Origin of the sequence: Streptomyces sp. NBC_00440 (assembly GCF_036014215.1) — a bacterium.
GTDB lineage: Bacteria > Actinomycetota > Actinomycetes > Streptomycetales > Streptomycetaceae > Streptomyces.
In genome coordinates, this window is record NZ_CP107921.1 from 3048763 (window position 1) to 3072993 (window position 24231).

Sequence of the window (24231 nt, forward strand, 5' to 3'; positions counted from 1 at the left end):
TCGCGCATGACTGCCAGCGACCACACCCCCGCCGACCTGCTGCGTTCCGCACTTGCCCTGGAACCGGCGCGCCCGCTTGTCACGTTCTACGACGATGCGACCGGCGAGCGCGTCGAACTTTCCGTGGCCACCTTCGCCAATTGGGTGGCCAAGACGGCGAATCTGCTCCAGGGCGAGCTGTCGGCGGAGCCGGGCGACCGGCTCGCTCTGCTGCTCCCGGCGCACTGGCAGAGCGCCGTCTGGCTGCTCGCCTGTTCGTCGGTGGGCGTACTCGCCGACATCGGCGGCGACCCGGCCGGGGCCGACCTGGTGGTCAGCGGCCCCGACACCCTGGAGCAGGCGCGCGCCTGCGGCGGGGAGCGGGTGGCGCTGGCGCTGCGTCCGCTCGGCGGCCGCTTCCCGCAGCCGCCGGCCGGCTTCGCCGACTACGCGGTCGAGGTCCCCAGCCAGGGCGACCGCTTCGTGCCGTACGCCCCGGTCGACCCGGACGCGCCCGCGCTCGCGGTCGGCGGGACCGAGCTGTCCGGTGCGCAGGTGGTGGACCGGGCCATGCACGACGCGGCGGGCGTCGGACTCGCCCCGGGCGCACGGCTGCTGTCGGGGCGGCCGTACGACAGCTGGGACGGCCTCTCGACCGGTCTCTACGCCCCGCTCGCGGCGGGCGCGTCGGTGGTGCTCTGCCGCAACCTCGGGCAACTGTCCGACGGCGACCTCGAAAAGCGCGTCGAGAGCGAGCGGGTCACCCACTCCGTCGCACACTGAAACAAGGGGGTCACGCACTCGGTCGGGCACTGAAGCAGGCACGGCACCCACTCCGTCACGTACCGACCGGCCACCCGTCTGGCCCACCGCAGGACGAGCCCCCAGGATCAGGCGCGGTCTCCGGTACATGATCAGGAGAGAGCACAACCACGCGCGCGGTTCAGTCGCCCGTCCGTTCGATCGGCGGCCCAGCGCGTCGCCGACTCCGTGAAGGATGGACGCAGACGTGACCGACAGTGCTGGCACGCCCGACGACGAGCCGCAGACGGACGCCCAGGACACGGACCCGTCGAGCGCCGCCCCCGAGCCGCCGAACCGGCGCAAGCGGCACTGGGTGCGCTGGGCCGCCCTCGGAGTCGCGTTCCTCGTGCTCGTCGCCGCGGGCGCCGGCTGGTGGTTCTACAACAAGCTCGACCACAACATCAGGACGGACAACACCGCGACCGCCGAGCTCCGCGCGTACGAGAAGGAGCGCCCCGCCCCCGTCGCGAACGGCGCCGAGAACATCCTGCTCATCGGGTCCGACTCGCGCGCGGGCGACAACAAGAAGTACGGCAGGGACGAGGGTTCGCAGCGTTCCGACACCACGATCCTGCTGCACCTGTCCACCGACAAGAAGAACGCGACGGCGGTCTCCCTGCCGCGCGACCTGATGTCGCACGTGCCGAGCTGCATCACGGCGAACAAGACCCGTACGAAGAAGCAGTTCGTGCAGTTCAACTGGGCTTACGAGTTCGGCGGCACCGCCTGCACCGTCCGCACCGTGGAGAACATGACCGGGATCCGGATCGACCACTACATGGTGGTCGACTTCAACGGCTTCAAGGGCATGGTCGACGCGGTCGACGGCGTCGAGGTCTGCCTCAAGAAGCCGGTGGACGACAAGGACGCCCACCTCAAGCTGCCCGCGGGCCGCCAGACGCTCAACGGGGAGCAGGCGCTCGGATACGTACGCGTCCGGCACTCCATCGGCAACGGCAGCGACACCGAACGCATGCAGCGCCAGCAGGAGTTCCTCGGTTCGCTGGTGAAGAAGGTGCAGAGCAACGGCGTCCTGCTGAACCCGACGCGGCTCTACCCGGTGCTGGACGCGGCGACCAAGTCGCTGACCACGGACCCCGGTCTGGACACGCTCAAGGACCTGTACGACCTGACGCGGCGGCTGCGCGGCATCCCCACCGACCGGGTCCAGTTCCTGACAGTGCCGCGTGAGCCGTACACCGCCAACCGCAACCGCGACCAGCTCGTACAGCCGGACGCGAACCGGCTCTTCAAGCGGCTCCGTGACGACGACCCGGTCACCGTGACGAAGGGCAGCACCGGCACCTTCGCGGGGACCCCGGGCGCGGAGAGCACCGCAGGCGCAGCGGGCGCCGGCGGGAAGGGCAAACCGTCTCCTTCTCCGCAGGCCACTTTCCCGGGGACGAATGCGGCTGCCGCGGCCTGCGGGTAAACAATTCTCAAACCCGTATCCGCAGGACATGTGGATTGGGTGGTATGCCCAGTTGTAAGCGCCAAGGAATGTGTCCCGGACGTCGCTGGACATTGATCCGGGCAGATAGTGTGACGCGATCCGGTGCGTCCGGCCATGTGGTCGCGCACTGCAGGACGAAAGACCGAGCGCCCGGGGGGAGGGCGCCTCGCGTGGCACCGACGGAGGACACAGGCAACCGTGGACGCGCATAGCCGTGGTCGGGACGATATCGACCCCGCAGACCAGTGGGTGCTCAACCCGGAAACCGGCAATTACGAACTGCGACTGAACCCCTCCGGACCGCAGTCGGGGGACAGATCGCCGTCCGGTTCCGAGCCCGCGACCGGCCGCACACGGCGCAGGGATTCATTGCCCGAGCAGTCCTCGCGCAGGCGCTCGCAGCAGCAGTCGCCGCCGCAGTCGCCGCGCCGCGACGTGCCCGGCCAGCGCAGCCGCCGGGCCGGGGGCAACGGCCAGGACGGCGGTCCCGGGAGCGGGCCGCAGACGGCGGCCGGCCGCCGGAAGCGCAAGCAGCAGAAGTCGCGCAGGAAAAAGGCGCTGATGTGGACCGGCGGCGTGACGGCCTTCGTCCTCGTCGGCGGCTCCGTCGCCACGTATCTGCTCTACGAGCACTTCAACAACAACATCAACAAGATCGATGTGGTCGGCGGTACCTCGGGGTCCACCAAGGACCGGGCCGTCAACATCCTGCTGATCGGTACGGACAAGCGCACCGGCAAGGGCAACGAGGGCTACGGCGACAAGGGGAGCGTCGGCCACGCCGACACGAACATCCTCTTCCACGTCTCCAAGGACCGGACGAACGCGACCGCGCTCTCCATCCCCCGCGACCTGATCACCGACATCCCGGACTGCCAGGTCAAGCAGCCCGACGGGTCGACCAGGACGATCCCCGGTACGCCGCAGGTCCGCTTCAACACCAGTCTGGGGCAGGACGACCGCGACCCCGGCTGCACCATGAAGACGGTCAAGGCAATAACTGGTCTGACGGTCGATCACTTCATGATGGCCGACTTCAACGCCATCAAGACGCTCAGCACCGCGGTGGGCGGCGTCGACGTCTGTGTGGCGCACCCCGTGGACGACAAGGAGTCGCATCTCAAGCTCCCGGCGGGGACGTCCAAGGTCGAGGGCGAGCAGGCGCTGGCCTTCGTCAGGACCCGGCACAGCTTCGGCAACCAGGGCGACCTGGACCGCATCAAGGTGCAGCAGCAGTTCCTGGGTTCGCTGATACGCAAGATGACATCGGGTGACACGCTGACCAGCCCCTCCAAGCTCTACAGCCTGGCGAACGCGGCGACCAAGGCGCTCACCGTCGACAGCGGCATCGGGAGCATCGACCGCCTCAAGAGCCTCGCGCTGGACCTGAAGTCGGTGAACCCGAAGAACGTCACCTTCACCACGCTGCCGGTCCTCGACAACCCGGCGGAGAAGGTCCACGCCACCGTCGTCGTGAACCACGCCCAGGCGGACCCGCTGTTCTCGATGATGCGCGACGACGTCTCGCTCACCGAGGTCAAGAAGGAGAAGAAGGCGGCCGCGGGCAAGCAGGAGGCGCTCCTCAAGGGTTCGCAGGCCAACGCGTCCGACGTCCGGGTCAAGGTGCTCAACGGCGGGGCCCAGCCGGGATCGGCGCAGACCACGCTGACCTGGTTGCAGAACACCGAGGGCGTTCTGAAGTCGGAGAACGGCGGCAACTACAAGCCCGATCTGGCCAAGACGACCCTCACCTACGCGCCGAACCAGGCGGACCAGGCCCGCAAGCTCGCCGACATCATGGGGCTGCCCGCGTCGGCGCTCAAGCCGGGCACGAAGGACTCCGTGGGGCTCACCCCGATGACGCTCGTCCTCGGGGCGGACTTCAAGGCCGCCGGCACGCCGATCGCAGCGCCGACGAAGGCGCCGGCCGACATACAGAAGGTCGAAGCCGACAAGAGCATATGCGCCAGGTGACGCCAGGTCACCGGGCCATACCTATACCTGAGTAGCAGGGGGGACCTGGTGGGACAGAGCAGCACGCGAGGGGAGGGGACTCGGCCTCGCAGTCCGGGGGCGGGCCAACTCGGCTGGGACGAGAGCCTGTACAAGCAGGAGGGCGCCCGGCCGTCCCCCGCCGGCCCGGGGGGCGGCGGCGGGAGTCACCGGCAGCAGACGTCGCGGCGGCGCGCGCGGCGCGGGAAACGCCGAATACTCCGCTGGGTGGCGGGCGCAGCGGCACTGCTGATCATCGGCACTGCGGGCGCGGGATATCTCTACTACCGCCACCTGAACGGAAATCTGCAGAAGAGCGCCCTCAACCTCGGCGACCACCAGGCCCCGAAGCCGACAGCCAACGCGGCGGGCCAGACCCCGCTGAACATCCTGCTGATCGGCTCGGACGCGCGGGACTCCAAGGAGAACCAGAAGCTCGGTGGCGCCAAGAACACCTTCGGCGGCACTCCCCTGGCGGATGTGCAGATGTTGCTGCACCTGTCGGCCGACCGCAGCAACATGTCGGTCGTCAGCCTGCCGCGCGACACCGTGCTGAAGATCCCCAAGTGCACGGACGAGCAGGGCAAGACCTATCAGGCGACGGGCTGGACCCTGGCCAACGAGTCGCTCGGCCGCGGCGGTCCCGGCTGCACCGTCGCCACCTGGGAATCTCTTACCGGCATCCACATCGACCACTTCATGAAGATCGATTTCTCCGGTGTGGTCTCCATGGCCGACGCGATCGGCGGGGTGCCGGTCTGCGTGGACGCCAATGTGTACTCGCACACCCATGACGGCCACGGCTCGGGGCTCAAGCTGAAGAAGGGCACCACGTCGGTCAAGGGGCAGCAGGCGCTCCAGTGGCTGCGGACGCGGTACGGATTCTGGCCGGACACCGACGTCGTACGGACCAAGGCCCAGCACGAGTACATGAATTCCATGGTCCGCCGGCTGCGCGAGGGCACCAAGCTCACCGACCCGGGGAAGCTCATCGACCTCGCCGAGGCGGCCACCAACGCGCTCAAGGTCGACACCGGGATCGACACGGGCAAGAAGCTGTACGACCTCGCAGGGGAGCTCCAGAAGGTCCCGACCTCGCGGATCACCATGACGACCATGCCGAACGTGAACTCCGTACGGCCCGGGTTCGAGCAGAAGGTCGACCCGAAGCCGGGTGACGCGGACAAGCTGTTCGCCATGGTCAGGAACGACACCCCGCTGGACGGCAAGGGCTCGAAGAAGAAGCCCGCCGAGAAGGTCTCCAAGGATCCGGCGGCGCCCAAGGGCGACATCGGCATCACCGTGCGGAACGGCACGGCGGGCGACGGCGGGCTGCCGTCGAAGGGCCGGGCGGGCGAGATCGCAACGCTGCTGACCGGGCAGGGCTTCTCGCGCGCCGTGGCCGATCAGACGCTGGATCCGCAGAAGAACACCGAGGTGCTCTTCCCCAGCGCCGATCTGGAGGGCGACGCCCAGGCGGTGGCGAAGGCCCTGGGCGTTCCGTTGAAGTCCGCCAAGAAGTCCACCCAGGTCACCGGGGTCACGGTGGTCGTCGGAAGCGACTGGCGTACGGGCACGGTCTACCCCAAGTCCACGGCGGACGACGGGAAGACGCCGGAATCCGCCAACGCACTGCGCGGGGACGACAAGTCGGCGTGCATGCATGTCGACCCGGCGTACACCTGGTAGCCCGGGTCCGCAGGCAGGAGCCCACACGGGAAAGGGCCGGTCCTGACCGCCTCACGGCGGCCGGACCGGCCCTTTCGCCATGCTCAGACGGCGGTGCGGACCGCCGGGCGGCGGCTGGCGATGACCTTGCGGGCCAGCGCGCGCGGGCTGGTCAGGAAGCCGAAGCCCCAGCACATGTGCATGGTGGCCAGGGCCACCGGGATCTGCACCCGCGCCTTCGCCGGGAGACCCTTGCCGGCCGGCAGCGAGCCCGCCACGATGGCCGCGGCATAGCCGGCCGGCACCAGGAAGGCCCACGGGGTGACGGCCGCACCGACCACGATGCCCGCCGCGATCGCGCAGACCGCGGTCGGCGGGGCGAGGTAGCGGAGGTTGATCGAGCCCTCGTGGTAGCGGGCGACGACATGGCGCCAGCGGCCGTAGTCCTTGTACTGCTTGGCGAGCGCCCGGACCGAGGGGCGCGGGCGGTACTGGACGCGCAGCTCGGGCGAGAACCAGATCAGGCCGCCGGCCTCGCGGATCCGGAAGTTCAGCTCCCAGTCCTGGGCGCGGATGAACTCCTCGTTGTACCCGCCCTGCTGCTCCAGCGCCTCGCGCCGGAAGACACCCAGGTAGACGGTCTCGGCGGGGGCCGCCCTGCCGCCGGTGTGGAACGCCGCGTTGCCGACGCCGATCTTGGAGGTCATCGCGGCGGCGACCGCGTCCTCCCAGGCGTTCTCGCCCTCGGCGTGCATGATCCCGCCGACGTTCATCGCGCCGGTCTCCTCCAGCAGGCGGACCGCGGTGGCGATGTAGTTGGGCGAGAGCATTCCGTGGCCGTCGACGCGCACCACGACGGGGTGGCTGGACGCCTTGATGGCGGCGTTGAGTGCGGCGGGTGTACGGCCGGTGGGGTTGGCGACGGTGTGGACCCGGGGGTCCTCCCGTACCAGCTCGGCGGCGATCTCCTCGGTGCGGTCGGACGACGGGCCGATGGCGATCACCACCTCCATCTCGCCGTCGTACTCCTGCTCCAGGATGTGGCGGACCGAGTTGCGCAGATGCCGCTCCTCGTTGAGGACCGGCATGATCACAGAAACGGCGGGCGTGGCGGGCGTGGCGGGCGTGGCGTCCATAGGACGGTCACGTTACCGCGAACGAGGGACACCGGGCGCGTCGGCCGGGTGGCCTACCCGGGATGTTGATCACAGCGGCCTACCGTGGTCGCTTCCCTGCCCGTCCCCCGCGGAGGTGTCCCAGTTTCCGCCGTGCCCCCGCCCCGCCGCCGAAGGCCGCCGCCGCGCCGCCCGCCCCGCCCCCGCTGGGGTATGCGCATCACCACCACGCTGTCCGTCCTGGTGCTGGGCGCCGGGGGAATCGGCCATGCGCTCATCGGCGAGCTGGACGGCATCGGCCGCATCGACCCGTTCAAGGACATGAAGAACCGTCCCGCGCCGGGACGCGGCATGAACGTGCTCCTCGTCGGCACCGACGGCCGCGACAAGATCACGCCGGCGGAGAAGCGGAAGTACCACCTGGGCGGTGCCCCCTGCCACTGCACCGACACGATCATGCTCGTCCACGTCTCGGCCGACCGCTCCCGGGTGAGCGTCGTGAGCCTGCCGCGGGACAGCTACGCGGTGGTGCCCGAGCACACCGACCCCGCCACCAGGAAGCGCTACCCCGCCCATCCGGTCAGGCTCAACGCGGCGTACGCCCAGGGCGGCCCCCAGCTCACCGTGCAGACCGTGGAGCGGATGACCGGCGTCCAGATCAACCACTATCTGGAGGTCGACTTCACGAGCTTCATGAAGACGGTGGATGTGCTGGGCGGTGTCGACATCTGCACCGCCCGCCCGCTGAAGGACTCCTACACGGGGCTCGACCTGCCGGTGGGGACCAGCAAGCTCGACGGCGGCCAGGCGCTCCAGTACGTACGCTCCCGCCACCTCGACGCTGCGTCCGACCTGGGCCGGATGCAGCGCCAGCAGCGCTTCATGGCGTCCCTCATCGCCAAGACGACCAGCAGCGGTGTCCTGCTGAACCCGGTCAAGTTCCGCGATGTCGCGTCCACGGTCTTCGGCTCGGTCCGGGCCGACAAGGGCTTCGGCCCGGACGAGATGCTCTCCATCGGGCAGGCGATGCGGGGCTTCAAGCCGGCGTCGTCGGAGTTCACCTCCGTACCCATCGGGCAGATGAACTACCGGGTCAAGGGCATCGGCTCGACGGTGAAATGGGACCCGGTGAAGGCGGGGAAGCTCTTCCGGGAGATCCGCGAGGACGTGCCGATCGCCGTGCACCGGCCGGCGGCGTCGCAGGCGCAGAAGGTCGACGTGCCGCCCAGCCAGATCAGGGTGCAGGTGACCAACGGCACGTCGACCAGCGGCCTGGCCGCCCGCGCCGACAAGAGCCTGCGCTCCACCGGCTTCCTCTCCTCGGTCGCGGCCACGGTCCCGGGCCGGCCGGTGGCGTCGGACGTCAAGCGCACGGTCATCGAGTACGACCCGCGCTGGAACCGTTCGGTGCGCTCGCTGGCGGCGGCGCTGCCGCACGCGGAGCTGCGGTCGGTGGCGGGGATCGGTTCCACGCTGAAGGTGACGCTCGGGTCGGACTTCACCACGGTGACACCGGTCCGGGCGGACGAGCCGGATCCGGGCAGGTTCGCGGCGGTCACGGGCGACCAGGTGGTCTGCAAGTAGCGGCAAGCGGCCGCCGGCGGCCACGGGACGCGCGGCCGGTCCAGCCGGTGCAGCCGGTGCGGCTCGCTCAGTCGTCGATGCCGTCGGCGATGCGCTGCTCCCGCAGCTCCTTGATCGCGCGGCGCCGGGCCAGCCGGTGCGTACGGCGGATCTGCGCCTCCTGGTAGCGCCGCTTGTCGCGTTCGCTGCCGGGGATCACCGGCGGTACGGCCCGGGGCTTGCCGTCCGCGTCGACCGCGGCGAAGACGAGGTAGGCGCTGCCGACCTGCTGGGCCGGGGACGACTCGTTCCACCGCTCCGCCAGGACCCGTACGCCGACCTCCATCGACGACCGTCCGGTCCAGTTCACCTGGGCCTTCACATGGATCAGGTCACCGACGCGGACCGGCTCCAGGAAGACCATCTCGTCCATCGACGCGGTGACCGCGGGCCCGCCGGAGTGCCGGCCGGCCACGGCGCCCGCCGCGTCGTCCACCAGTTTCATGATCACGCCACCGTGCACGGTACCGAGGAGATTGGTGTCGTTGCCCGTCATGATGTGACTCAGGGTGGTTCGTGAGGCCGAGGTGGGCTTGCCCGGAAGATCTGTCATACGTGCCAGCTTAGGCGGGGCCCGCGCCGCGGCACTTTGCATCAGATCTGCAACAGCACTGCCCCGATTCCACACCCGCCCTGTAATACATACGCACCGTGACGGCACACTGGTCCACATGGACGACAGGGACCGCTACGGACGCGGCAGCGAGAACGCACAGCCCGACGGTGCTCGGGTCATGCCGCACGTGCAGCGTTCAACGCCACCCAGCCAGCGGCAGTACGGCGGGCAGCAGCAGGGCCAGGGCTACGACGGCGGGTACGACACCCCGTACGACAGCGGCTACAACACGGGCCAGGTCTACGGGCAGGGCGGCCCCTCGGGCCCCGGCAGCCAGAGAAGCCAGGGCGGTCAGGGCACCGGCGGCCCGCGCCCCACCGCACGTCCGGGTACCCCTCCGAACTGGCGCCGCCGCATCAAGATCGGCGCGCTGGTCCTGATCATCGCGATCCTCGGCACCTCCATCGGTACGTACTTCTGGGCCGACGGGAAGCTGCGCCGCGAGGTCGACCTCTCCAAGGTCATCGACCGCCCCGCATCGGGCAAGGGCACGAACTACCTGATCGTGGGCTCGGACAGCCGCGACGGCATGTCCGCGGCCGACAAGAAGAAGCTGCACACCGGCTCCGCCGAGGGCAAGCGCACCGACTCCATGATCATCCTGCACGTCGGTGACCACGGGGACACGATGGTCTCGCTGCCCCGTGACTCGAACGTCACGATCCCGTCGTACAAGGGCTCGTCGTCCGGCAAGCTCTACCCGAACACCGGCCGGCAGACGAAGCTGAACGCCGCGTACGCGGAGGACGGCCCGGAGCTGCTGGTTCGCACCGTCGAGTACAACACCGGGCTGCACATCGACCACTACGCGGAGATCGGCTTCGACGGCTTCGCGAGCATCGTGGACGCGGTCGGCGGGGTCCAGCTGGACATTCCGCAGGCGTTCAAGGACAAGGACTCCGGCGCCGACTTCCCGGCGGGCAAGCAGACCCTCAACGGCAGCCAGGCCCTGGCCTTCGTCCGCACCCGGCACGCCTTCGCGGCCAGCGACCTCCAGCGCACGAAGAACCAGCAGAAGTTCCTGTCGGCCCTGGCCTCCCAGACGGCCACCCCGTCCACGATCCTGAACCCCTTCAAGCTCTACCCGGTGATGGGCGCGGGCCTGGACACGGTGATCGTGGACAAGGACATGAGCCTGTGGAACCTGGCGTCCATGTTCTGGGCCATGAAGGGTGTGCAGGGCGGCGGCGACGGCAAGCAGATGAACATGCCGATCTCGGGCTCCACCGGCGGCAACCTGGTCTGGGACAAGACCAAGGTCAAGCAGCTGGTGCAGGAGCTGAAGGACGACGACACGGTGACGGTCTCGGGCAACTAGGGGCTGTCCGGCCCCGTCCGGACCGGCCGAAGACAGGGGTGAGCCCCCGGACCGCGGTCCGGGGGCTCACCCCTGTCCGATGGTGTGCGTGCTCAGGCAGCGCCCTGGGCGCTACGGCAGGTTGCGGGCCATCACGATCCGCTGGACCTGGTTCGTGCCCTCGTAGATCTGGGTGATCTTCGCGTCGCGCATCATGCGCTCCACCGGGTAGTCGCGCGTGTAGCCGTACCCGCCGAGGAGCTGGACCGCGTCCGTCGTGACCTCCATCGCGACGTCCGACGCGAAGCACTTGGCGGCCGCGCCGAAGAACGTCAGGTCGCCGTCGAGGCGTTCCGACTTCGCGGCGGCCGAGTAGGTGAGCTGGCGGGCCGCTTCGAGCTTCATCGCCATGTCCGCGAGCATGAACTGGATGCCCTGGAAGTCGCCGATCGGCTTGCCGAACTGCTTGCGCTCCTGGACGTAGCCCTTGGCGTAGTCGAGCGCGCCCTGCGCGATGCCGATGGCCTGGGCGGCGATCGTGATGCGGGTGTGGTCCAGGGTCTTCATCGCCGTGGCGAAGCCGGTGCCCTCCTCGCCGATCATGCGGTCGGCGGGGATGCGAACGTTGTCGAGGTAGACCTCACGGGTCGGGGAGCCCTTGATGCCGAGCTTCTTCTCGGGGGCGCCGAAGGAGACGCCCTCGTCGGACTTCTCGACGACGAAGGCGCTGATGCCCTTGGAGCGCTTGGTGGGGTCGGTGACGGCCATCACCGTGTAGTACTCGGAGACGCCCGCGTTGGTGATCCAGCGCTTCACGCCGTTGAGCACCCAGAAGTCCCCGTCGCGCACGGCTCTGGTCTTCATGCCCGCCGCGTCCGAACCGGCGTCGGGCTCGCTCAGGCAGTACGAGAACATGCCCTCGCCCTTGGCCAGGCGGCTCATGTACTTCTTCTTGAGGTCCTCGGAGCCCGAGAGGATCACCGGGAGCGAGCCCAGCTTGTTCACGGCCGGGATCAGGGAGGAGGACGCGCAGACGCGGGCCACCTCCTCGATGACGATGACCATGGCGAGCGCGTCGGCCCCGGCGCCGCCGTACTCCTCGGGTACGTGGACGGCGTGCAGGTCGGCGGCGGTCAGCGCGTCCAGCGCCTCCTGCGGGAAGCGGGCTTCCTCGTCCACCGCGGCGGCGAAGGGTGCGATCTTCGCCTCGGCCAGGGCGCGGACCGAGTCGCGGAGCATGTCGTGCTCCTCAGCCGGGCGGTACAGGTCGAAATCGGGCGAACCTGCCAAGGTCACTCACTCCCCAAAGATGCTAACTACCGTTAAGTAACCCGATTTTAGGGGCTGCCCGCCCCCAGGGATACGTGAGCTGCACGACAGGGGTAGGGGCCAGGCATCGAACGGCCCGACTATGCTCGGGCGCGCACCCGATCCCGTACGCCCCCTGGAGCTTCCTGATGGCCCTGAAAATCACCGTGATCGGTACCGGCTATCTCGGTGCCACTCACGCCGCGGCCATGGCTGAGCTGGGCTTCGAGGTGCTCGGTCTCGACATCGTCCCCGAGAAGATCGAGATGCTCTCGCAGGGGCGCGTCCCCATGTACGAGCCCGGTCTCGAAGAGCTTCTGCAGCGGCACGTCGCGGGCATCGAGGGGGCGACCGGACGGCTGCGCTTCACCACCTCGTGGGAGGAGGCGGGCGAGTTCGGCGATGTGCACTTCGTGTGCTGCAACACCCCGCAGAAGCACGGCGAGTACGCCTGCGACATGTCGTACGTCGACAACGCCTTCCGCTGGCTCGCACCGCATCTGAAGGCGAACGCGCTGGTCGTCGGCAAGTCGACCGTGCCGGTCGGCAGCGCGGCCAGGCTCGCCGGGATGCTCCGGGATCTCGCGCCCGCCGGTGAGGGTGTGGAGCTGGCGTGGAACCCGGAGTTTCTGCGGGAGGGCTTCGCCGTCAAGGACACCCTGCACCCCGACCGGATCGTCGTCGGTGTGGAGAGCGAGAGGGCCGAGAAGCTGCTGCGCGAGGTGTACGCGGGGCCGGTGGGCGAGGGGTCCCCGTTCGTGGTGACCGACTTCCCCACGGCCGAGCTGGTGAAGACCGCCGCGAACTCCTTCCTCGCCACGAAGATCTCCTTCATCAACGCGATGGCCGAGGTCTGCGAGGCCGCCGACGGTGACGTCGCGAAGCTCGCGGAAGCGCTCGGGCACGACGAGCGCATCGGCAAGAAGTTCCTGCGGGCCGGGATCGGCTTCGGCGGCGGGTGTCTGCCCAAGGACATCCGGGCCTTCATGGCCCGCGCGGGCGAACTGGGCGCCGACCAGGCGCTGACCTTCCTCCGCGAGGTCGACTCGATCAACATGCGGCGCCGCGGCCACATGGTGGAGCTGGCGCGGGAGGCCGTGGGCGGCGGCTCCTTCCTGGGCAAGCGGGTCGCAGTGCTCGGCGCGACCTTCAAGCCGGACTCGGACGACGTACGGGACTCCCCCGCGCTGAACGTCGCCGGCCAGATCCACCTCCAGGGCGGCCAGGTCACGGTCTACGACCCCAAGGGCATGGAGAACGCCCGCCGCCTCTTCCCGACGCTCGGCTACGCGGAGACCGCGCTGGACGCGGTACGGAGCGCGGACGTCGTCCTGCACCTCACGGAGTGGCGCGAGTTCCGCGAGCTGGACCCGGCGGCACTGGGCGCGGTGGCCTCCGAGCGGATACTGCTGGACGGCCGCAACGCACTGGACCCGGTGGCGTGGCGGGAGGCCGGCTGGGTGTACCGGGCGATGGGACGCCCGCGGGCCTAGGTTCTTCCGGAAGCCGAAACTCCCTCGTGGTCCGTCCGCCCATGGGGGAGCATGAGGTGGCCGTTACCGGTCGAAGGTGTGGGCCGGTAGTCAAACCGACCGGGGAGATCACCATGGCTGTAGCCAAGCTCGGCGCCGTCGTTCTGGACTGTCCTGACCCAGCCGCGCTCGCCGCCTTCTACGCGGCGGTTATCGGCGGCACGGTCGAGAGCAACGACCCGGAGTGGGTCAGCCTCACCGGCCTTCCGGGCACACAGCTCGACTTCCAGCGGTCGCCCGGGTTCGTACCGCCGCAATGGCCTTCGGACGACGGGTCGCAGCAGTTCCATCTGGACCTGACCGTCGAGGATCTGGACGCGGCCGAGCAGCAGATCCTGGCGCTGGGCGCGAAGGCGCTCGACGCGGCGGACAGGTCGCGGACCTTCCGGGTGTACGCGGATCCCGCCGGGCACCCGTTCTGCCTCTGCGCCTGCTGAGCCCGGGGTCGGCTGCTGCGTAAGGCTGTTGCGTACGGCTGGGTCGCGCGACCCAGCCGTACCGCGTCAGGCCCGGCTCAGCCGTCCAGCTCGGCCAGGGTCGCGTTGGACGGGCCGCGCTCGGCCTGGAGGCCGCGGGCCACGTCCTCCGCCGCGCGCAGCACCCGTACCGCGTTCTGCCAGGTCAGCTTCGCCAGGTCCGGCTTCGACCAGCCGCGGCCGATCAGCTCACCGATCAGGTTCGGGTAGCCCGCCACGTCCTCCAGGCCCGCCGGGGTGAAGGCCGTGCCGTCGTAGTCGCCGCCGATGCCGATGTGGTCGACGCCCGCGACCTCACGCATGTGGTCCAGGTGGTCGGCGACCGTCGACGCGGTGGCCATCGGGCGGGGGTGCGCCTCCTCGAAGGCGCGCTGGACCTTCAGCCCCGCGGGCGTCGTGTTCAGGTGGTGCAGCCCGTGGGTGCGCATGTTCTCGTCCGCGCGGGCGGTCCAGGCGACCGCTTCCGGGAGGATGAACTTCGGGACGAACGTGGCCATCGCGATGCCGCCGTTCGCCGGGAGCAGCGCGAGGACGTCGTCCGGGATGTTGCGCGGGTGGTCGCAGACCGTACGGGACGAGGAGTGCGAGAAGATCACCGGCGCCGTCGACGTCGCCAGCGCGTCGCGCATCGTGGACGCCGCCACATGAGAGAGGTCCACCAGCATCCCGGTGCGGTTCATCTCGCGGACGACCTCGTGGCCGAAGGCGGTCAGCCCGCGGGCCTTCACGACGTCGGTCGCGGAGTCCGCCCAGGCGATGTTGTCGTTGTGCGTGAGCGTCATGTAGCGCACGCCCAGCGTGTGCAGGGCGCGCAGGGTGCCCAGCGAGTTGTTGATGGAGTGGCCGCCCTCGGCGCCCATCAGGGATGCGATGCGGCCCTGGCTCCTGGCCTTCTCCATGTCGTCGGCGGTCAGCGCGCGGACCAGGTCGTTGGGGTAGCGGGTGAGCAGCTGGTCCACGACGTCGATCTGCTCCAGCGTCGCGCTGACCGCGTCCTCGCCCGCCATGTCGCTTCGGACGTAGACCGACCAGAACTGCGCGCCGACGCCGCCCTTGCGCAGCCGGTGCAGGTCGGTGTGGAGGTGGCCGGTCTGGTCGCGGGCGATGTCCAGCGCGTCGAGGTCGTACCGGACGTTCTCACGCAGCGCCCAGGGCAGGTCGTTGTGGCCGTCCACGACCGGGTACTCGGCGAGCAGGTCCAGCGCCTCGGTGAGGTGATTGCTCATGGGAACCGCCTACTTTCCGAATCCGAAGGTCTCCGCGCCCGCCGCCCTGGCGCGCAGCCGGGTGCCCTTCTCCGTCGCTTCGTCGTTCAGCTTCTGCTGGAACTCCCGCATCTTGTCCTGGAGTTGCGGGTCGGACGCGGCCAGGATGCGGACGGCGAGCAGCCCCGCGTTGCGCGCGCCGCCCACCGAGACCGTCGCCACCGGGACGCCGGCCGGCATCTGCACGATGGAGAGCAGCGAGTCCATTCCGTCCAGGTACTTCAGCGGCACCGGGACGCCGATGACCGGCAGCGGGCTGACCGAGGCCAGCATCCCCGGCAGATGGGCCGCTCCCCCGGCGCCCGCGATGATCGCCCGGAGCCCCCGGCCGTCCGCCTGCTCGCCGTACGCGATCATCTCGCGCGGCATCCGGTGGGCGGAGACGACATCCACCTCGTACGCCACCCCGAACTCGTCCAGGGCCTTGGCGGCGGCCTCCATGACGGGCCAGTCGGAGTCCGAGCCCATCACGATGCCAACGACGGGGGCCCCCGAAGCCGCAGCGGCCGGGGAAGCTGACGGAGAGGTCATTCGGTGATCGTCCCTCGCAGGTATCCGGCGGCATGACGGGCGCGTTCCAGTGCGTCGTCGAGGTCGTCGCCGTAGGTGTTGACGTGGCCGACCTTGCGCCCCGGCTTCACGTCCTTGCCGTACATGTGGATCTTGAGCTGGGGGTCGCGGGCCATGCAGTGCAGATAGGCCTGGTACATGTCCGGGAAGTCGCCGCCCAGGACGTTGCACATGACCGTCCAGCGGGCGCGCGGGCGCGGGTCGCCCAGCGGCAGGTCCAGGACCGCGCGCACGTGGTTGGCGAACTGCGAGGTGATCGCGCCGTCCTGGGTCCAGTGGCCGGAGTTGTGCGGGCGCATCGCGAGCTCGTTGACGAGGATGCCGGGCGTGCCGTCGGCTCCCCGGATCTCGAAGAGTTCGACGGCGAGGTGGCCGGTCACATCCAGCTCGGCGGCGATCCGCAGGGCGAGCTGCTGGGCCTCGCCCGCCAGCTCCTCGCTGATGCCGGGAGCGGGGGCGATCACGGTGTCGCAGACCCCGTCCACCTGCTGGGACTCGACCACCGGGTAGGCCACGGCCTGGCCGTGCGGGGAGCGTACGACGTTCGCCGCCAGCTCCCGTACGAAGTCGACCTTCTCCTCGGCCAGCACCGGGACGCCCGCCTTGAAGGGGGCTTCGGCGTCCGCGAGGGAGCGTACGAACCAGACACCCTTGCCGTCGTAGCCGCCCCGGACCGTCTTGAGGATGACCGGGAAGCCGCCCACCTCGTCCGCGAAGGCGACCGCGTCGGCCGGGTCGGAGACGATGCGGTGGCGGGGGCAGGGGGCCCCGATCGCGGTGAGCCGCTCGCGCATCACCCCCTTGTCCTGCGCGTGCACCAGCGCGTGCGGGCCCGGCCGGACGGGGATGCCCTCCGCCTCCAGGGCGCGCAGATGCCCTGCGGGCACATGCTCGTGGTCGAAGGTGATCACGTCGCAGCCGCGTGCGAAGTCGCGCAGCGTGTCCAGGTCGCGGTAGTCGCCGATGACGACTTCGCTGACCACCTGGGCCGCCGAGTCCTGCGGGGTGTCACTGAGCAGCTTGAATTTCAGGCCGAGGGGGATACCCGCCTCGTGGGTCATCCGGGCGAGCTGTCCGCCACCGACCATGCCGACTACGGGGAACGTCACGTACCCCAGGGTATCCGCAGCCCCGTAGCCCGCATGCCAGCACGTCACAGCCTTGACCGGGCACCCGAACGGAGCACTGGCTAGCATGGGCGAGTTGACGGACTCGACCGACCGTTGACTCACTCGACCGAACGGGGCTATCGACCACCATGAGCGATTCCGGCGGGATGCGGACGCGGGTGCAGCGGCTCTGGCGCGAGGTCGCCAAGTTCGGCGCGGTGGGCGCCCTGGGCCTGCTGGTCAACATGGCGGCGTTCAACCTGCTCCGCCACACGACCTCCCTGCAGGTGGTGCGGGCCAGCGTGCTGGCGACCGTCATCGCGGTCGTCTTCAACTACGTCGGCCTGCGGTACTTCGCCTACCGGGACCGTGAGAAGAGCGGCCGGGCCCGGGAGATGGGGCTGTTCCTGCTGTTCAGCCTGGTCGGCGCGGTCATAGAGAACGGGGTCCTCTACGCGGCGACATACGGCGCCGACTGGAACTCCCCGCTGCAGAGCAACTTCTTCAAGTTCCTCGGTATCGCCGTCGCGACGCTCTTCCGCTTCTGGTCCTACCGCACCTGGGTCTTCCGGACGCTGCCCGCCCGGGAACCGGCAGCCCCGTCTCCCGCCCTGGTCGAGGCCGGCCCGGAGTAGGCCTCCCCGTCACCGGATCGTCGGCTGCGGGTCCGGGGCGCTGTTCTGCTGCGGCGGGTTCTTCGACACCCGGCTCAGGAAGAGCGCGAAGACCGGCGGGTGCTGCTGGAGCATTTCGAGCCGTCCGCCGTCCGCCTCCGCCAGGTCGCGGGCCACGGCGAGGCCGATGCCGGTGGAGTTGCGGCCGCTGATGGTCCGCTCGAAGATCCGCGCCCCCAGGTCGGGCGGCACACCGGGCCCGTCGTCCGTCACCTCGACGACCGTCTGGGTGCCGGTGACCCGCGTACGGACCGCGACGGTGCCGCCACCGTGCATCAGCGAGTTCTCGATCAGGGCGGCCATCACCTGGGCCACCGCGCCGGGCGTGCCGATGGCCCGCAGCCCGCGCTTCCCCGACCGTACGATCGCGCGCCCCGCGCTGCGGTACGCCGGGCGCCACTCCTGGAGCTGCTGGGTGACGACCTCGTCCAGATCGAAGGTGACGGCGGAGCCGGTGCGCGGGTCGCGGGAGTTGGTCAGCAGCCGCTCCACGACGTCCGTCAGCCGCTCGACCTGGGTCAGCGCGATGGTCGCCTCCTCCTTCACCGTGTCCAGGTCCTCGGTGAGGGTGATCTCCTCCAGCCGCATGGAGAGCGCCGTCAGCGGCGTACGGAGCTGGTGCGAGGCGTCGGCGGCCAGCCGGCGCTCGGCGGTCAGCATCCGGGTGATCCGCTCGGCCGACGAGTCCAGCACATCGGCGACCCGGTCCAGCTCGGGAACCGCGTACCGCTTGTGCCGGGGGCGCGGGTCGCCGGAGCCGAGGCGTTCGGCGGTCTCGGCGAGGTCGGTGAGCGGCGAGGTGAGCTTGTTGGCCTGGCGTACGGCGAGGAGCACCGCCGAGATGATCGCCAGGAGGGCCACCGCGCCGATGATGAGCAGGGTGCGGCCGACCTCGCGGGTCACGGTGGAGCCCGCTTCCTCGACCGTGACCTCCTCGCCGTGGGCGCCGGTCGCCCTGGACCGGATGACGTTGCCCTGCGGTTCGGTGCCGAGCCTGACGGTGTCCCGGCCGGGGATCTTGATCACTGCGTAGCGGTGGGCCTCGACCTGATCGTGCAGGACCGACCCGGTGACCCGTTCCTTGCCGACGATCCGGCTCTCGACGATGCTCGCGAGGCGCAGGGCCTCGGAGTCCACGCTCTCCTGGGCACTGCTGCTGATGGTGCGCGTCTCGACGATGACGAGCGAGACGCCGAAGACGGCGATCACGACGAGTACGACGGCGAGCGTGGAGTTGATGAGTCGGCGGCGCATGCGCCAAGTGTCGCAGTCGGCGCCCGCGGGGCCGGGGCGGTGCGCCCGCGGGGCCGGGTGGCTGCGGTGCCGGGGCGGGCCGCACCGGCGACGGCCCGGCCCGCGGCCTCAGCTCTTCTCGGGCTCAGCTCGCCTTGGACTCAGCTCGTCCTGGACTCAGCTCTTCTCGAAGCGGAAGCCGACGCCCCGCACGGTGGCGATATAGCGCGGGTTCGCCGCGTCGTCGCCGAGCTTCTTGCGCAACCAGGAGATGTGCATGTCGAGCGTCTTGGTGGACGACCACCAGGTGGTGTCCCAGACCTCGCGCATCAGCTGGTCCCGGGTGACGACCCGGCCGGCGTCCCTGACCAGGACCCGCAGCAGGTCGAACTCCTTTGCCGTGAGCTGGAGTTCCTCGTCGCCCATCCACGCGCGGTGCGACTCGACGTCGATCCGTACGCCGTGGGTGGCGGGCTGCGGGGCGGTCTCGGCGGCGCCGCGCCGCAGCAGGGCCCGTACCCGCGCCAGCAGTTCGGCGAGCCGGAACGGCTTGGTCACGTAGTCGTCGGCGCCGGCGTCCAGGCCGACCACCGTGTCGACCTCGTCGGCGCGGGCGGTGAGCACCAGGACGGGCACGGTGTGCCCGTCGGCGCGCAGCCGTCTGGCCACCTCCAGGCCGTCCATGCCGGGCAGGCCCAGATCCAGGACGACCAGGTCGATCCCTCCTTGAAGGCCGGCGTCGAGCGCGGTCGGTCCGTCTTCCCGCACCTCGACCTCGTAACCCTCCCGACGCAGTGCGCGGGCCAGCGGCTCCGAGATGGATGCGTCGTCCTCGGCGAGCAGTACACGGGTCATGAAGGTGATGGTAGACCGCGACAGGTCGTGCTCGTGAGGTGATCGCGAAGGGCTGCGGCTCTGGGTGGCCATAGGTGTTGTTACCTTCGATACAGCGGCCGGTTCCTGTCTTCACCTGTGATCCATGTCTCAACCCCTTTCAAATGCCGCAGCTGCCTCTTTATGGTGGCGAGACGCCTGTTGCAGTACTTCGGGTTCTTTGGCCTGCCATGACGCGCTAAAGACCTCTTATTCTGTGCGCGGTTGGCACTCCGGCCGCGTGGACAGTGAATGACCTAGCGGCCGGGCCCTGTGTGCGAGGAAGCGCGCGGGGCGTGGATCCCTGTGTGGTCTCCCCCTTCGGTACGGAATACATCCGGCTGGCACCTCAGGCGTGGGGCGGGGACGGACCATGCCGGTGCCGGCCACCCCCCACCGGGCGCGTCACCGTTCTGCGATGCGTCCCGAAAAGCAAGGAACGACCATGGCGTCAAGCCTGACGAAGGCACCGGAGACCCCGGAAAAGACCTTCTTCGGACACCCCCGCGGCCTGGCACCGCTCTTCATGACGGAGATGTGGGAGCGTTTCAGCTTCTACGGCATGAGGGCTCTGCTCCCGCTGTACCTGGTGTCCAGCACCGGTCCGCATCTGAGCGCCGCCACCGCCACGGCGATCTACTCGATCTACCTGGCGATGGTCTACCTGCTCACCATGCCGGGCGGCTGGTTCGGCGACCGTGTCTGGGGAGCCCGCAAGACGGTCACCATCGCGGCCTCGATCATCATGGTCGGGCACCTCACCCTGGCGCTGCCGGGCACTGGCTCGTTCTTCGCGGGTCTGGCGCTCGTCGCGTTCGGTTCCGGGCTGCTGAAGGCCAACATCTCGACGATGGTCGGGCACCTGTACAAGGGCCCCGACGACCCGCGCAGGGACGGTGGCTTCACCGTCTTCTACATGGGCATCAACATCGGTTCCTTCTTCGCGCCGCTGGTCATCGGTACGGTCGGCGAGAACGTGAACTGGCACCTCGGCTTCGCCCTCGCGGCGGTCGGTATGGCGCTGGGCCTGATCCAGTTCCTCATCGGCACGCGCCACCTGAGCGAGCGCAGCAGCATCGTCCCGAAGCCCCTGTCGGCGCAGGAGCGCAGCTCGGTCCTGACCAAGGGCCTGATCTGCCTGATCATCGCCGCGGTCTTCTACGGCATCGTGGTCTTCAGCGGCGCCTTCACCCAGAACTGGGCGCTCTACCCGATCACCGTGCTCGGTCTGCTCATCCCGATCGGTGTCCTGGTGCGCATGAAGCGCGACCGGGAGCTGTCCGGCCTTGAGCAGAAGAAGATCTCCGGCTACATCTGGTTCTTCGTGGCCGCGGCCGTCTTCTGGATGATCTACGACCAGGGCGGCTCCACCATGTCGCTCTTCGGCGAGGACTCCACGACGAACAGCCTGCTCGGCTTCCACTTCCCGACGTCCTGGTACCAGTCGGTGAACCCGGTCTTCGTCATGGCGCTGGCCCCGGTCGTCGCCTGGATCTGGCTGGCTCTCAACAAGAGGGGCAAGGAGCCGAGCACGGTCGTCAAGTTCGTCTCGGGTCTCTTCCTGATCGGCGTCTCCTTCTTCGTCTTCATGCTGCCGCTGATGTCGACGACGGACGGCTCGAAGGTCAGCCCGATGTGGCTGGTGGCGATCTACTTCGTCCAGACCGTCGGCGAGCTCTGCCTCTCCCCGGTCGGCCTCTCGGTGACCACGAAGATGGCTCCGGCCAAGTACGCCAGCCAGATGATGGGTGTGTGGTTCCTCGCCGTCACGGCCGGCGACTGCGTCACCAGCCTGATGTCGCTCTCCGGGGTGAACCTCAACAAGTCCGGCATGGTCGGCCTTGAAGCGGCGCTCGCGGTGGTCGCGGCCATAGCCGTCTGGATGTACCGCGGCAAGGTCAAGGAGCTCATGGGCGACGTCCGCTGACGCGGTCCGTACCCGCTCCATCCGTACGCAGGCCCCGCCGCACCGGTCAGGTGCGGCGGGGCCTGTGTCGTACGCGCTGAGCCTCCGGGGCCTGTGTCCCCCGTACACCGGGCCCTCCCCGTGACGGCGGCGGGCCCGGTGCCGTCACGGCCGGGTCAGCGGGTGCCGCGCAGCCTCCTCCACGGGGTGAAGGTGAACACCGCGCCGCCCAGCAGGATCACGGTGCCGGCCACCAGGCCGAGCGCCCGCAGGGCGCCGTTGTCACTCGCACCGGTCTCGGCGAGGCCACCGCTGGTGCTGGTGCTGCCGCCCGAGCCGCCCGTCGCCGTGCCGCCGGTGGTCCCGCCGGTCGACGTGCCGCCCGACGCGCCGCCCGGCTGGGCCGACGTGTCCAGGTTCAGTGAGACAGCGACGTTCGCCGGCGGGGTGCAGGTGGTGGTCGTACCGAGCGCCTTGACCGTCAGTACGCCGGGGCTGAGCGTCGTCTTGCCGCTCGCGCCCGGCTTGTACGTGCCGGTGAGGTCGGGGATCTCGATGGGTGCGCCCGACTTGATGGCCGACTTGTTGGCCGGGCCCACCACATGGACCGTGCCCTTGTCGGAGCCGCCGAGCTTGACGTCCATGGACGGGACGACCGAGCCGGCGGGAATGTCGGCCGGGCTGTCCATCACGGACTTGCTGAACTTCACGGTGAGGCCGTAGTCCCCGCCGCTCTTCTTCGCGTTGATCTGCACCGGCGATGTGGCGTTCTTGTCGCCGATGGGTGTCTTGCAGGCGTAGGCGACGGAGACCTGCTTACCGGGGAAGTCGGTCGCGCCCCCGGTGCCGCCCGTGGTGCTGCCGCCGGTGGTGCTCCCACCGGTGCTCGTACCGCCTGTGGTCGTCCCGGTGGTGGTCCCGCCGGTGGTGGTCCCGCCGGTGGTCGTCCCGGCCGTCGTACCACCCGTGGTGGTCCCGCCGGTGGTCGTACCGGCCGTGGTGCCGCCGGTGGTCGTACCGCCCGTCGTGGTCCCGCCGGTGGTGGTTCCGCCGCCGTCCGTGACCTTGATGGTGGCCGACGACTTCACCGTCTCCTTGGGCGAGCACTTGGTGTCCGTGGAGATCGGCTTGCTGACGTTGATGTTGTACTTGTCGGCCGTCAGCGTGACGTCCCCGGCCTTGGTCAGCTTCAGCTTGGCCGTCATGTCGGAGAGGACCATCGGGGCGCCCTTGGGAATGGGCGGGTTCGTCCGGGGCCCCTGCATGGCGAGATCCGCTGTCTGCGCCCCGCCGACCTTGATCGTGCCGGTCGGCTGCACGGTGTTGGCGTCCAGATCGAGGATGTCGGGGTTCTTGGAGGCGGCCGAGACCGTCTTCCACACGACGTCGACCTCGTCGCCCACCTTCGCCGTGGCGGGCGCCGTGATCGCCACCTCGGTCGTGCCCTCGATGGGCGGCAGCCCGGAAATCGCGGGCGGTATGCACTCGGTCTTGTACGAGACGTCCGCGGCCTGGGCAGGGCCCGCGGCCAGCATGATCCCCGCACCGCCGAGCATCAGCGCGAATCCTGCCGCGCTCATCCTCCGTTGTCTGATCACGAGTTTCCCTTCGTCGTCGGGTGCTTCTCGGCCGGGTGGTTCTCAGACAGGTGTTTCTCAGACGGGTTGTTCTCAGACGGTGCGGTGTCCGGGGTGAACCACGGGAGAACCGTGGTCGTAGAGGGTTGCGGCCCGTCGCCGGGCGGTGCTGCCCGCTCGGGCCTGCGCAACGCGGGCATTCTCACGGTGAGTCCGGGCAGCAGCGCGTTCCGGTGGCGGCCGGCGCCACCGGCCGTACCGCGTGCGCCCCGCGGCCTGACCTTGTCGACGATCGCCATGCCGATACGGAACACGGCGGCCGGTACGACCACGCAGAGCAGCAGCCAGAAGAACGTGACGCCCCACGGGCGCCCCACCCCCCAGGGCTGCTCGACCAGCACCTTGCCGGCGTACTTCACCGCGACCTGGTAGTCGCCGTGGGCGCCGGCCGAGAGTTCGGCATCCAGTCTGATCTGCGCTTTCCTGCCGGGTGCGACCGTGCCGTGCCACTGCCGGTCCTCCCACTGCGGGGCGAACACGCCGTGCGAGGTGCCCAGCGAGAAGAGCGGGTCCTTGACGGGCGTCGAGCCGAGATTGCCGACGGTGAACACGATGGTCCGGCCGGGCGGCGCCCCGAACCAGGTGAGGACTCCGCTCGACCCTTCGAGCCGGGCGTCGGACAGCACCGCCAGCCTCCCGGGCGGGGGCTTCGGCAGAGCCGCGACCGGATGCCCCGCGACCTTGAACACCACGTCGGCCGCGGCCTGTTCACCGGTCACGGTCGCGATGTGCACCACGCACGGGCAGGGTTTCGGCGGCTCGGCCACCGGCAGCTTCTTGCTGAAGCCGCCCTTGGAGTCGGTGGTGACGGCGCGTCCCTCGGAGTTGGCGCAGGAGTTGGTGCCGCCGATCACGCCCCGGGCCGGGGTGGCCTGACCGCAGATCAGCATCATGAGCAACGCGTCGGGGCGCCAGCCCGTGCCCTTGACGGTGATGTCGCCGCCCTTGCCCGCCTGCTGCTGGGAGAGTGTGGCGCCCGGCTTGCCGGCCGCGGCGGCGCCGGTGGCCGGAGCCAGGACCAGGGCGGGGAGCAGCGCCAGGAGGAAGGCCAGGGCGGCCCCCCAGCTCCCGAGGGCCCGCAGCCAACGGGCGGGTTCGATC

20 protein-coding genes are annotated in these 24231 nt (G+C 69.7%); 10 read left to right on the plus strand and 10 right to left on the minus strand.

Annotation, left to right across the window (positions count from 1 at the left end; genetic code table 11):
- The first annotated feature begins 6 nt into the window (after nt 1-6).
- From OHB13_RS13600 to OHB13_RS13615, 4 genes are all read left to right on the plus strand, one after another.
- A complete protein-coding gene (locus tag OHB13_RS13600; protein WP_266856383.1) occupies nt 7-762 on the plus strand; it encodes a TIGR03089 family protein in 756 nt (251 codons plus the stop codon).
- 214 nt (nt 763-976) lie between these two features.
- Nucleotides 977-2215: an LCP family protein gene (locus tag OHB13_RS13605; protein ID WP_328377267.1), complete on the plus strand. Its 1239-nt coding sequence runs from the start codon at nt 977-979 to the stop codon at nt 2213-2215.
- Between the two features lie 219 nt (nt 2216-2434).
- Nucleotides 2435-4210 carry an LCP family protein gene (locus OHB13_RS13610; RefSeq protein ID WP_328377268.1) on the plus strand — a complete coding sequence of 592 codons (1776 nt, stop codon included), beginning with the start codon at nt 2435-2437 and terminating at the stop codon, nt 4208-4210.
- Between the two features lie 48 nt (nt 4211-4258).
- The gene (locus OHB13_RS13615; RefSeq protein ID WP_328377269.1) at nt 4259-5917 is read left to right on the plus strand and encodes an LCP family protein; all 1659 of its coding nucleotides are present in this window, start codon (nt 4259-4261) and stop codon (nt 5915-5917) included.
- A gap of 83 nt (nt 5918-6000) precedes the next feature.
- Here the strand turns inward: OHB13_RS13615 and OHB13_RS13620 are convergent, their stop codons facing one another.
- Complete coding sequence (locus tag OHB13_RS13620) at nt 6001-7032, minus strand: glycosyltransferase family 2 protein (protein ID WP_328377270.1); 1032 nt, start codon at nt 7030-7032, stop codon at nt 6001-6003.
- A 96-nt stretch (nt 7033-7128) separates the two neighbouring features.
- On the opposite strand from OHB13_RS13620, the gene OHB13_RS13625 reads away from it, so the two are divergent.
- Nucleotides 7129-8595, plus strand: a complete 1467-nt coding sequence (locus tag OHB13_RS13625; protein WP_443062998.1) for an LCP family protein — start codon at nt 7129-7131, stop codon at nt 8593-8595.
- Nucleotides 8596-8662: 67 nt separating this feature from the next.
- On the opposite strand, the gene OHB13_RS13630 is transcribed toward OHB13_RS13625, so the two are convergent.
- Complete coding sequence (locus OHB13_RS13630) at nt 8663-9187, minus strand: acyl-CoA thioesterase (RefSeq protein ID WP_266856371.1); 525 nt, start codon at nt 9185-9187, stop codon at nt 8663-8665.
- Nucleotides 9188-9305: 118 nt separating this feature from the next.
- On the opposite strand from OHB13_RS13630, the gene OHB13_RS13635 reads away from it, so the two are divergent.
- Entirely contained in the window at nt 9306-10568 is a 1263-nt protein-coding gene (locus tag OHB13_RS13635) for an LCP family protein (protein ID WP_266856369.1), read from the plus strand.
- Nucleotides 10569-10679: 111 nt separating this feature from the next.
- Here the strand turns inward: OHB13_RS13635 and OHB13_RS13640 are convergent, their stop codons facing one another.
- A complete protein-coding gene (locus tag OHB13_RS13640) occupies nt 10680-11837 on the minus strand; it encodes an acyl-CoA dehydrogenase family protein (protein WP_164261492.1) in 1158 nt (385 codons plus the stop codon).
- Nucleotides 11838-12004: 167 nt separating this feature from the next.
- Here OHB13_RS13640 and OHB13_RS13645 point away from each other — a divergent pair, with 167 nt between their 5' ends.
- Together OHB13_RS13645 and OHB13_RS13650 are read left to right on the plus strand one after the other, a co-directional pair.
- Nucleotides 12005-13348, plus strand: coding sequence for a UDP-glucose dehydrogenase family protein (locus OHB13_RS13645; RefSeq protein ID WP_328377272.1), 1344 nt, complete (start codon nt 12005-12007; stop codon nt 13346-13348).
- A 113-nt stretch (nt 13349-13461) separates the two neighbouring features.
- Nucleotides 13462-13824 carry a VOC family protein gene (locus tag OHB13_RS13650; protein ID WP_328377273.1) on the plus strand — a complete coding sequence of 121 codons (363 nt, stop codon included), beginning with the start codon at nt 13462-13464 and terminating at the stop codon, nt 13822-13824.
- A 77-nt stretch (nt 13825-13901) separates the two neighbouring features.
- On the opposite strand, the gene OHB13_RS13655 is transcribed toward OHB13_RS13650, so the two are convergent.
- The 3 genes from OHB13_RS13655 to OHB13_RS13665 are packed head-to-tail and all read right to left on the minus strand — an operon-like array spanning nt 13902 to nt 16807.
- Nucleotides 13902-15089 (minus strand): dipeptidase, encoded by a 1188-nt coding sequence (locus tag OHB13_RS13655; protein ID WP_328377274.1) that lies wholly within the window; start codon nt 15087-15089, stop codon nt 13902-13904.
- 9 nt (nt 15090-15098) lie between these two features.
- Nucleotides 15099-15659 carry a 5-(carboxyamino)imidazole ribonucleotide mutase gene (purE, locus tag OHB13_RS13660; protein ID WP_328377275.1) on the minus strand — a complete coding sequence of 187 codons (561 nt, stop codon included), beginning with the start codon at nt 15657-15659 and terminating at the stop codon, nt 15099-15101.
- Nucleotides 15656-16807: a 5-(carboxyamino)imidazole ribonucleotide synthase gene (locus OHB13_RS13665; protein ID WP_328377276.1), complete on the minus strand. Its 1152-nt coding sequence runs from the start codon at nt 16805-16807 to the stop codon at nt 15656-15658. The genes purE and OHB13_RS13665 overlap by 4 nt, the downstream gene beginning before the upstream one ends.
- A 149-nt stretch (nt 16808-16956) precedes the next feature.
- On the opposite strand from OHB13_RS13665, the gene OHB13_RS13670 reads away from it, so the two are divergent.
- Nucleotides 16957-17442: a GtrA family protein gene (locus OHB13_RS13670; RefSeq protein WP_266856358.1), complete on the plus strand. Its 486-nt coding sequence runs from the start codon at nt 16957-16959 to the stop codon at nt 17440-17442.
- Nucleotides 17443-17451: 9 nt separating this feature from the next.
- Here the strand turns inward: OHB13_RS13670 and OHB13_RS13675 are convergent, their stop codons facing one another.
- Both OHB13_RS13675 and OHB13_RS13680 read right to left on the minus strand, forming a co-directional pair.
- Nucleotides 17452-18735, minus strand: a complete 1284-nt coding sequence (locus OHB13_RS13675; protein ID WP_266856356.1) for an ATP-binding protein — start codon at nt 18733-18735, stop codon at nt 17452-17454.
- 156 nt (nt 18736-18891) lie between these two features.
- Entirely contained in the window at nt 18892-19569 is a 678-nt protein-coding gene (locus tag OHB13_RS13680) for a response regulator transcription factor (protein WP_164261518.1), read from the minus strand.
- 463 nt (nt 19570-20032) lie between these two features.
- Between OHB13_RS13680 and OHB13_RS13685 the strand changes: the two genes are divergently transcribed.
- The gene (locus OHB13_RS13685) at nt 20033-21514 is read left to right on the plus strand and encodes a peptide MFS transporter (protein ID WP_328377277.1); all 1482 of its coding nucleotides are present in this window, start codon (nt 20033-20035) and stop codon (nt 21512-21514) included.
- 155 nt (nt 21515-21669) lie between these two features.
- On the opposite strand, the gene OHB13_RS13690 is transcribed toward OHB13_RS13685, so the two are convergent.
- The gene (locus tag OHB13_RS13690; RefSeq protein ID WP_328377278.1) at nt 21670-23073 is read right to left on the minus strand and encodes a hypothetical protein; all 1404 of its coding nucleotides are present in this window, start codon (nt 23071-23073) and stop codon (nt 21670-21672) included.
- Between the two features lie 14 nt (nt 23074-23087).
- Nucleotides 23088-24230, minus strand: coding sequence for a hypothetical protein (locus OHB13_RS13695; RefSeq protein WP_328380285.1), 1143 nt, complete (start codon nt 24228-24230; stop codon nt 23088-23090).
- Nucleotide 24231 lies beyond the last annotated feature (1 nt).

Bases quoted from the DNA above. Each gene is read 5' to 3' on its own strand.
- OHB13_RS13600 (WP_266856383.1), top strand. From the start codon at position 7: ATGACTGCCAGCGACCACACCCCCGCCGACCTGCTGCGTTCCGCACTT.
- OHB13_RS13605 (WP_328377267.1), top strand. From the start codon at position 977: ATGGACGCAGACGTGACCGACAGTGCTGGCACGCCCGACGACGAGCCG.
- OHB13_RS13620 (WP_328377270.1), bottom strand. From the start codon at position 7,032: ATGGACGCCACGCCCGCCACGCCCGCCACGCCCGCCGTTTCTGTGATC.
- OHB13_RS13630 (WP_266856371.1), bottom strand. From the start codon at position 9,187: ATGACAGATCTTCCGGGCAAGCCCACCTCGGCCTCACGAACCACCCTG.
- OHB13_RS13635 (WP_266856369.1), top strand. From the start codon at position 9,306: ATGGACGACAGGGACCGCTACGGACGCGGCAGCGAGAACGCACAGCCC.
- OHB13_RS13645 (WP_328377272.1), top strand. From the start codon at position 12,005: ATGGCCCTGAAAATCACCGTGATCGGTACCGGCTATCTCGGTGCCACT.
- OHB13_RS13650 (WP_328377273.1), top strand. From the start codon at position 13,462: ATGGCTGTAGCCAAGCTCGGCGCCGTCGTTCTGGACTGTCCTGACCCA.
- OHB13_RS13655 (WP_328377274.1), bottom strand. From the start codon at position 15,089: ATGAGCAATCACCTCACCGAGGCGCTGGACCTGCTCGCCGAGTACCCG.
- purE (WP_328377275.1), bottom strand. From the start codon at position 15,659: ATGACCTCTCCGTCAGCTTCCCCGGCCGCTGCGGCTTCGGGGGCCCCC.
- OHB13_RS13670 (WP_266856358.1), top strand. From the start codon at position 16,957: ATGAGCGATTCCGGCGGGATGCGGACGCGGGTGCAGCGGCTCTGGCGC.
- OHB13_RS13675 (WP_266856356.1), bottom strand. From the start codon at position 18,735: ATGCGCCGCCGACTCATCAACTCCACGCTCGCCGTCGTACTCGTCGTG.
- OHB13_RS13680 (WP_164261518.1), bottom strand. From the start codon at position 19,569: ATGACCCGTGTACTGCTCGCCGAGGACGACGCATCCATCTCGGAGCCG.
- OHB13_RS13685 (WP_328377277.1), top strand. From the start codon at position 20,033: ATGGCGTCAAGCCTGACGAAGGCACCGGAGACCCCGGAAAAGACCTTC.
- OHB13_RS13690 (WP_328377278.1), bottom strand. From the start codon at position 23,073: ATGAGCGCGGCAGGATTCGCGCTGATGCTCGGCGGTGCGGGGATCATG.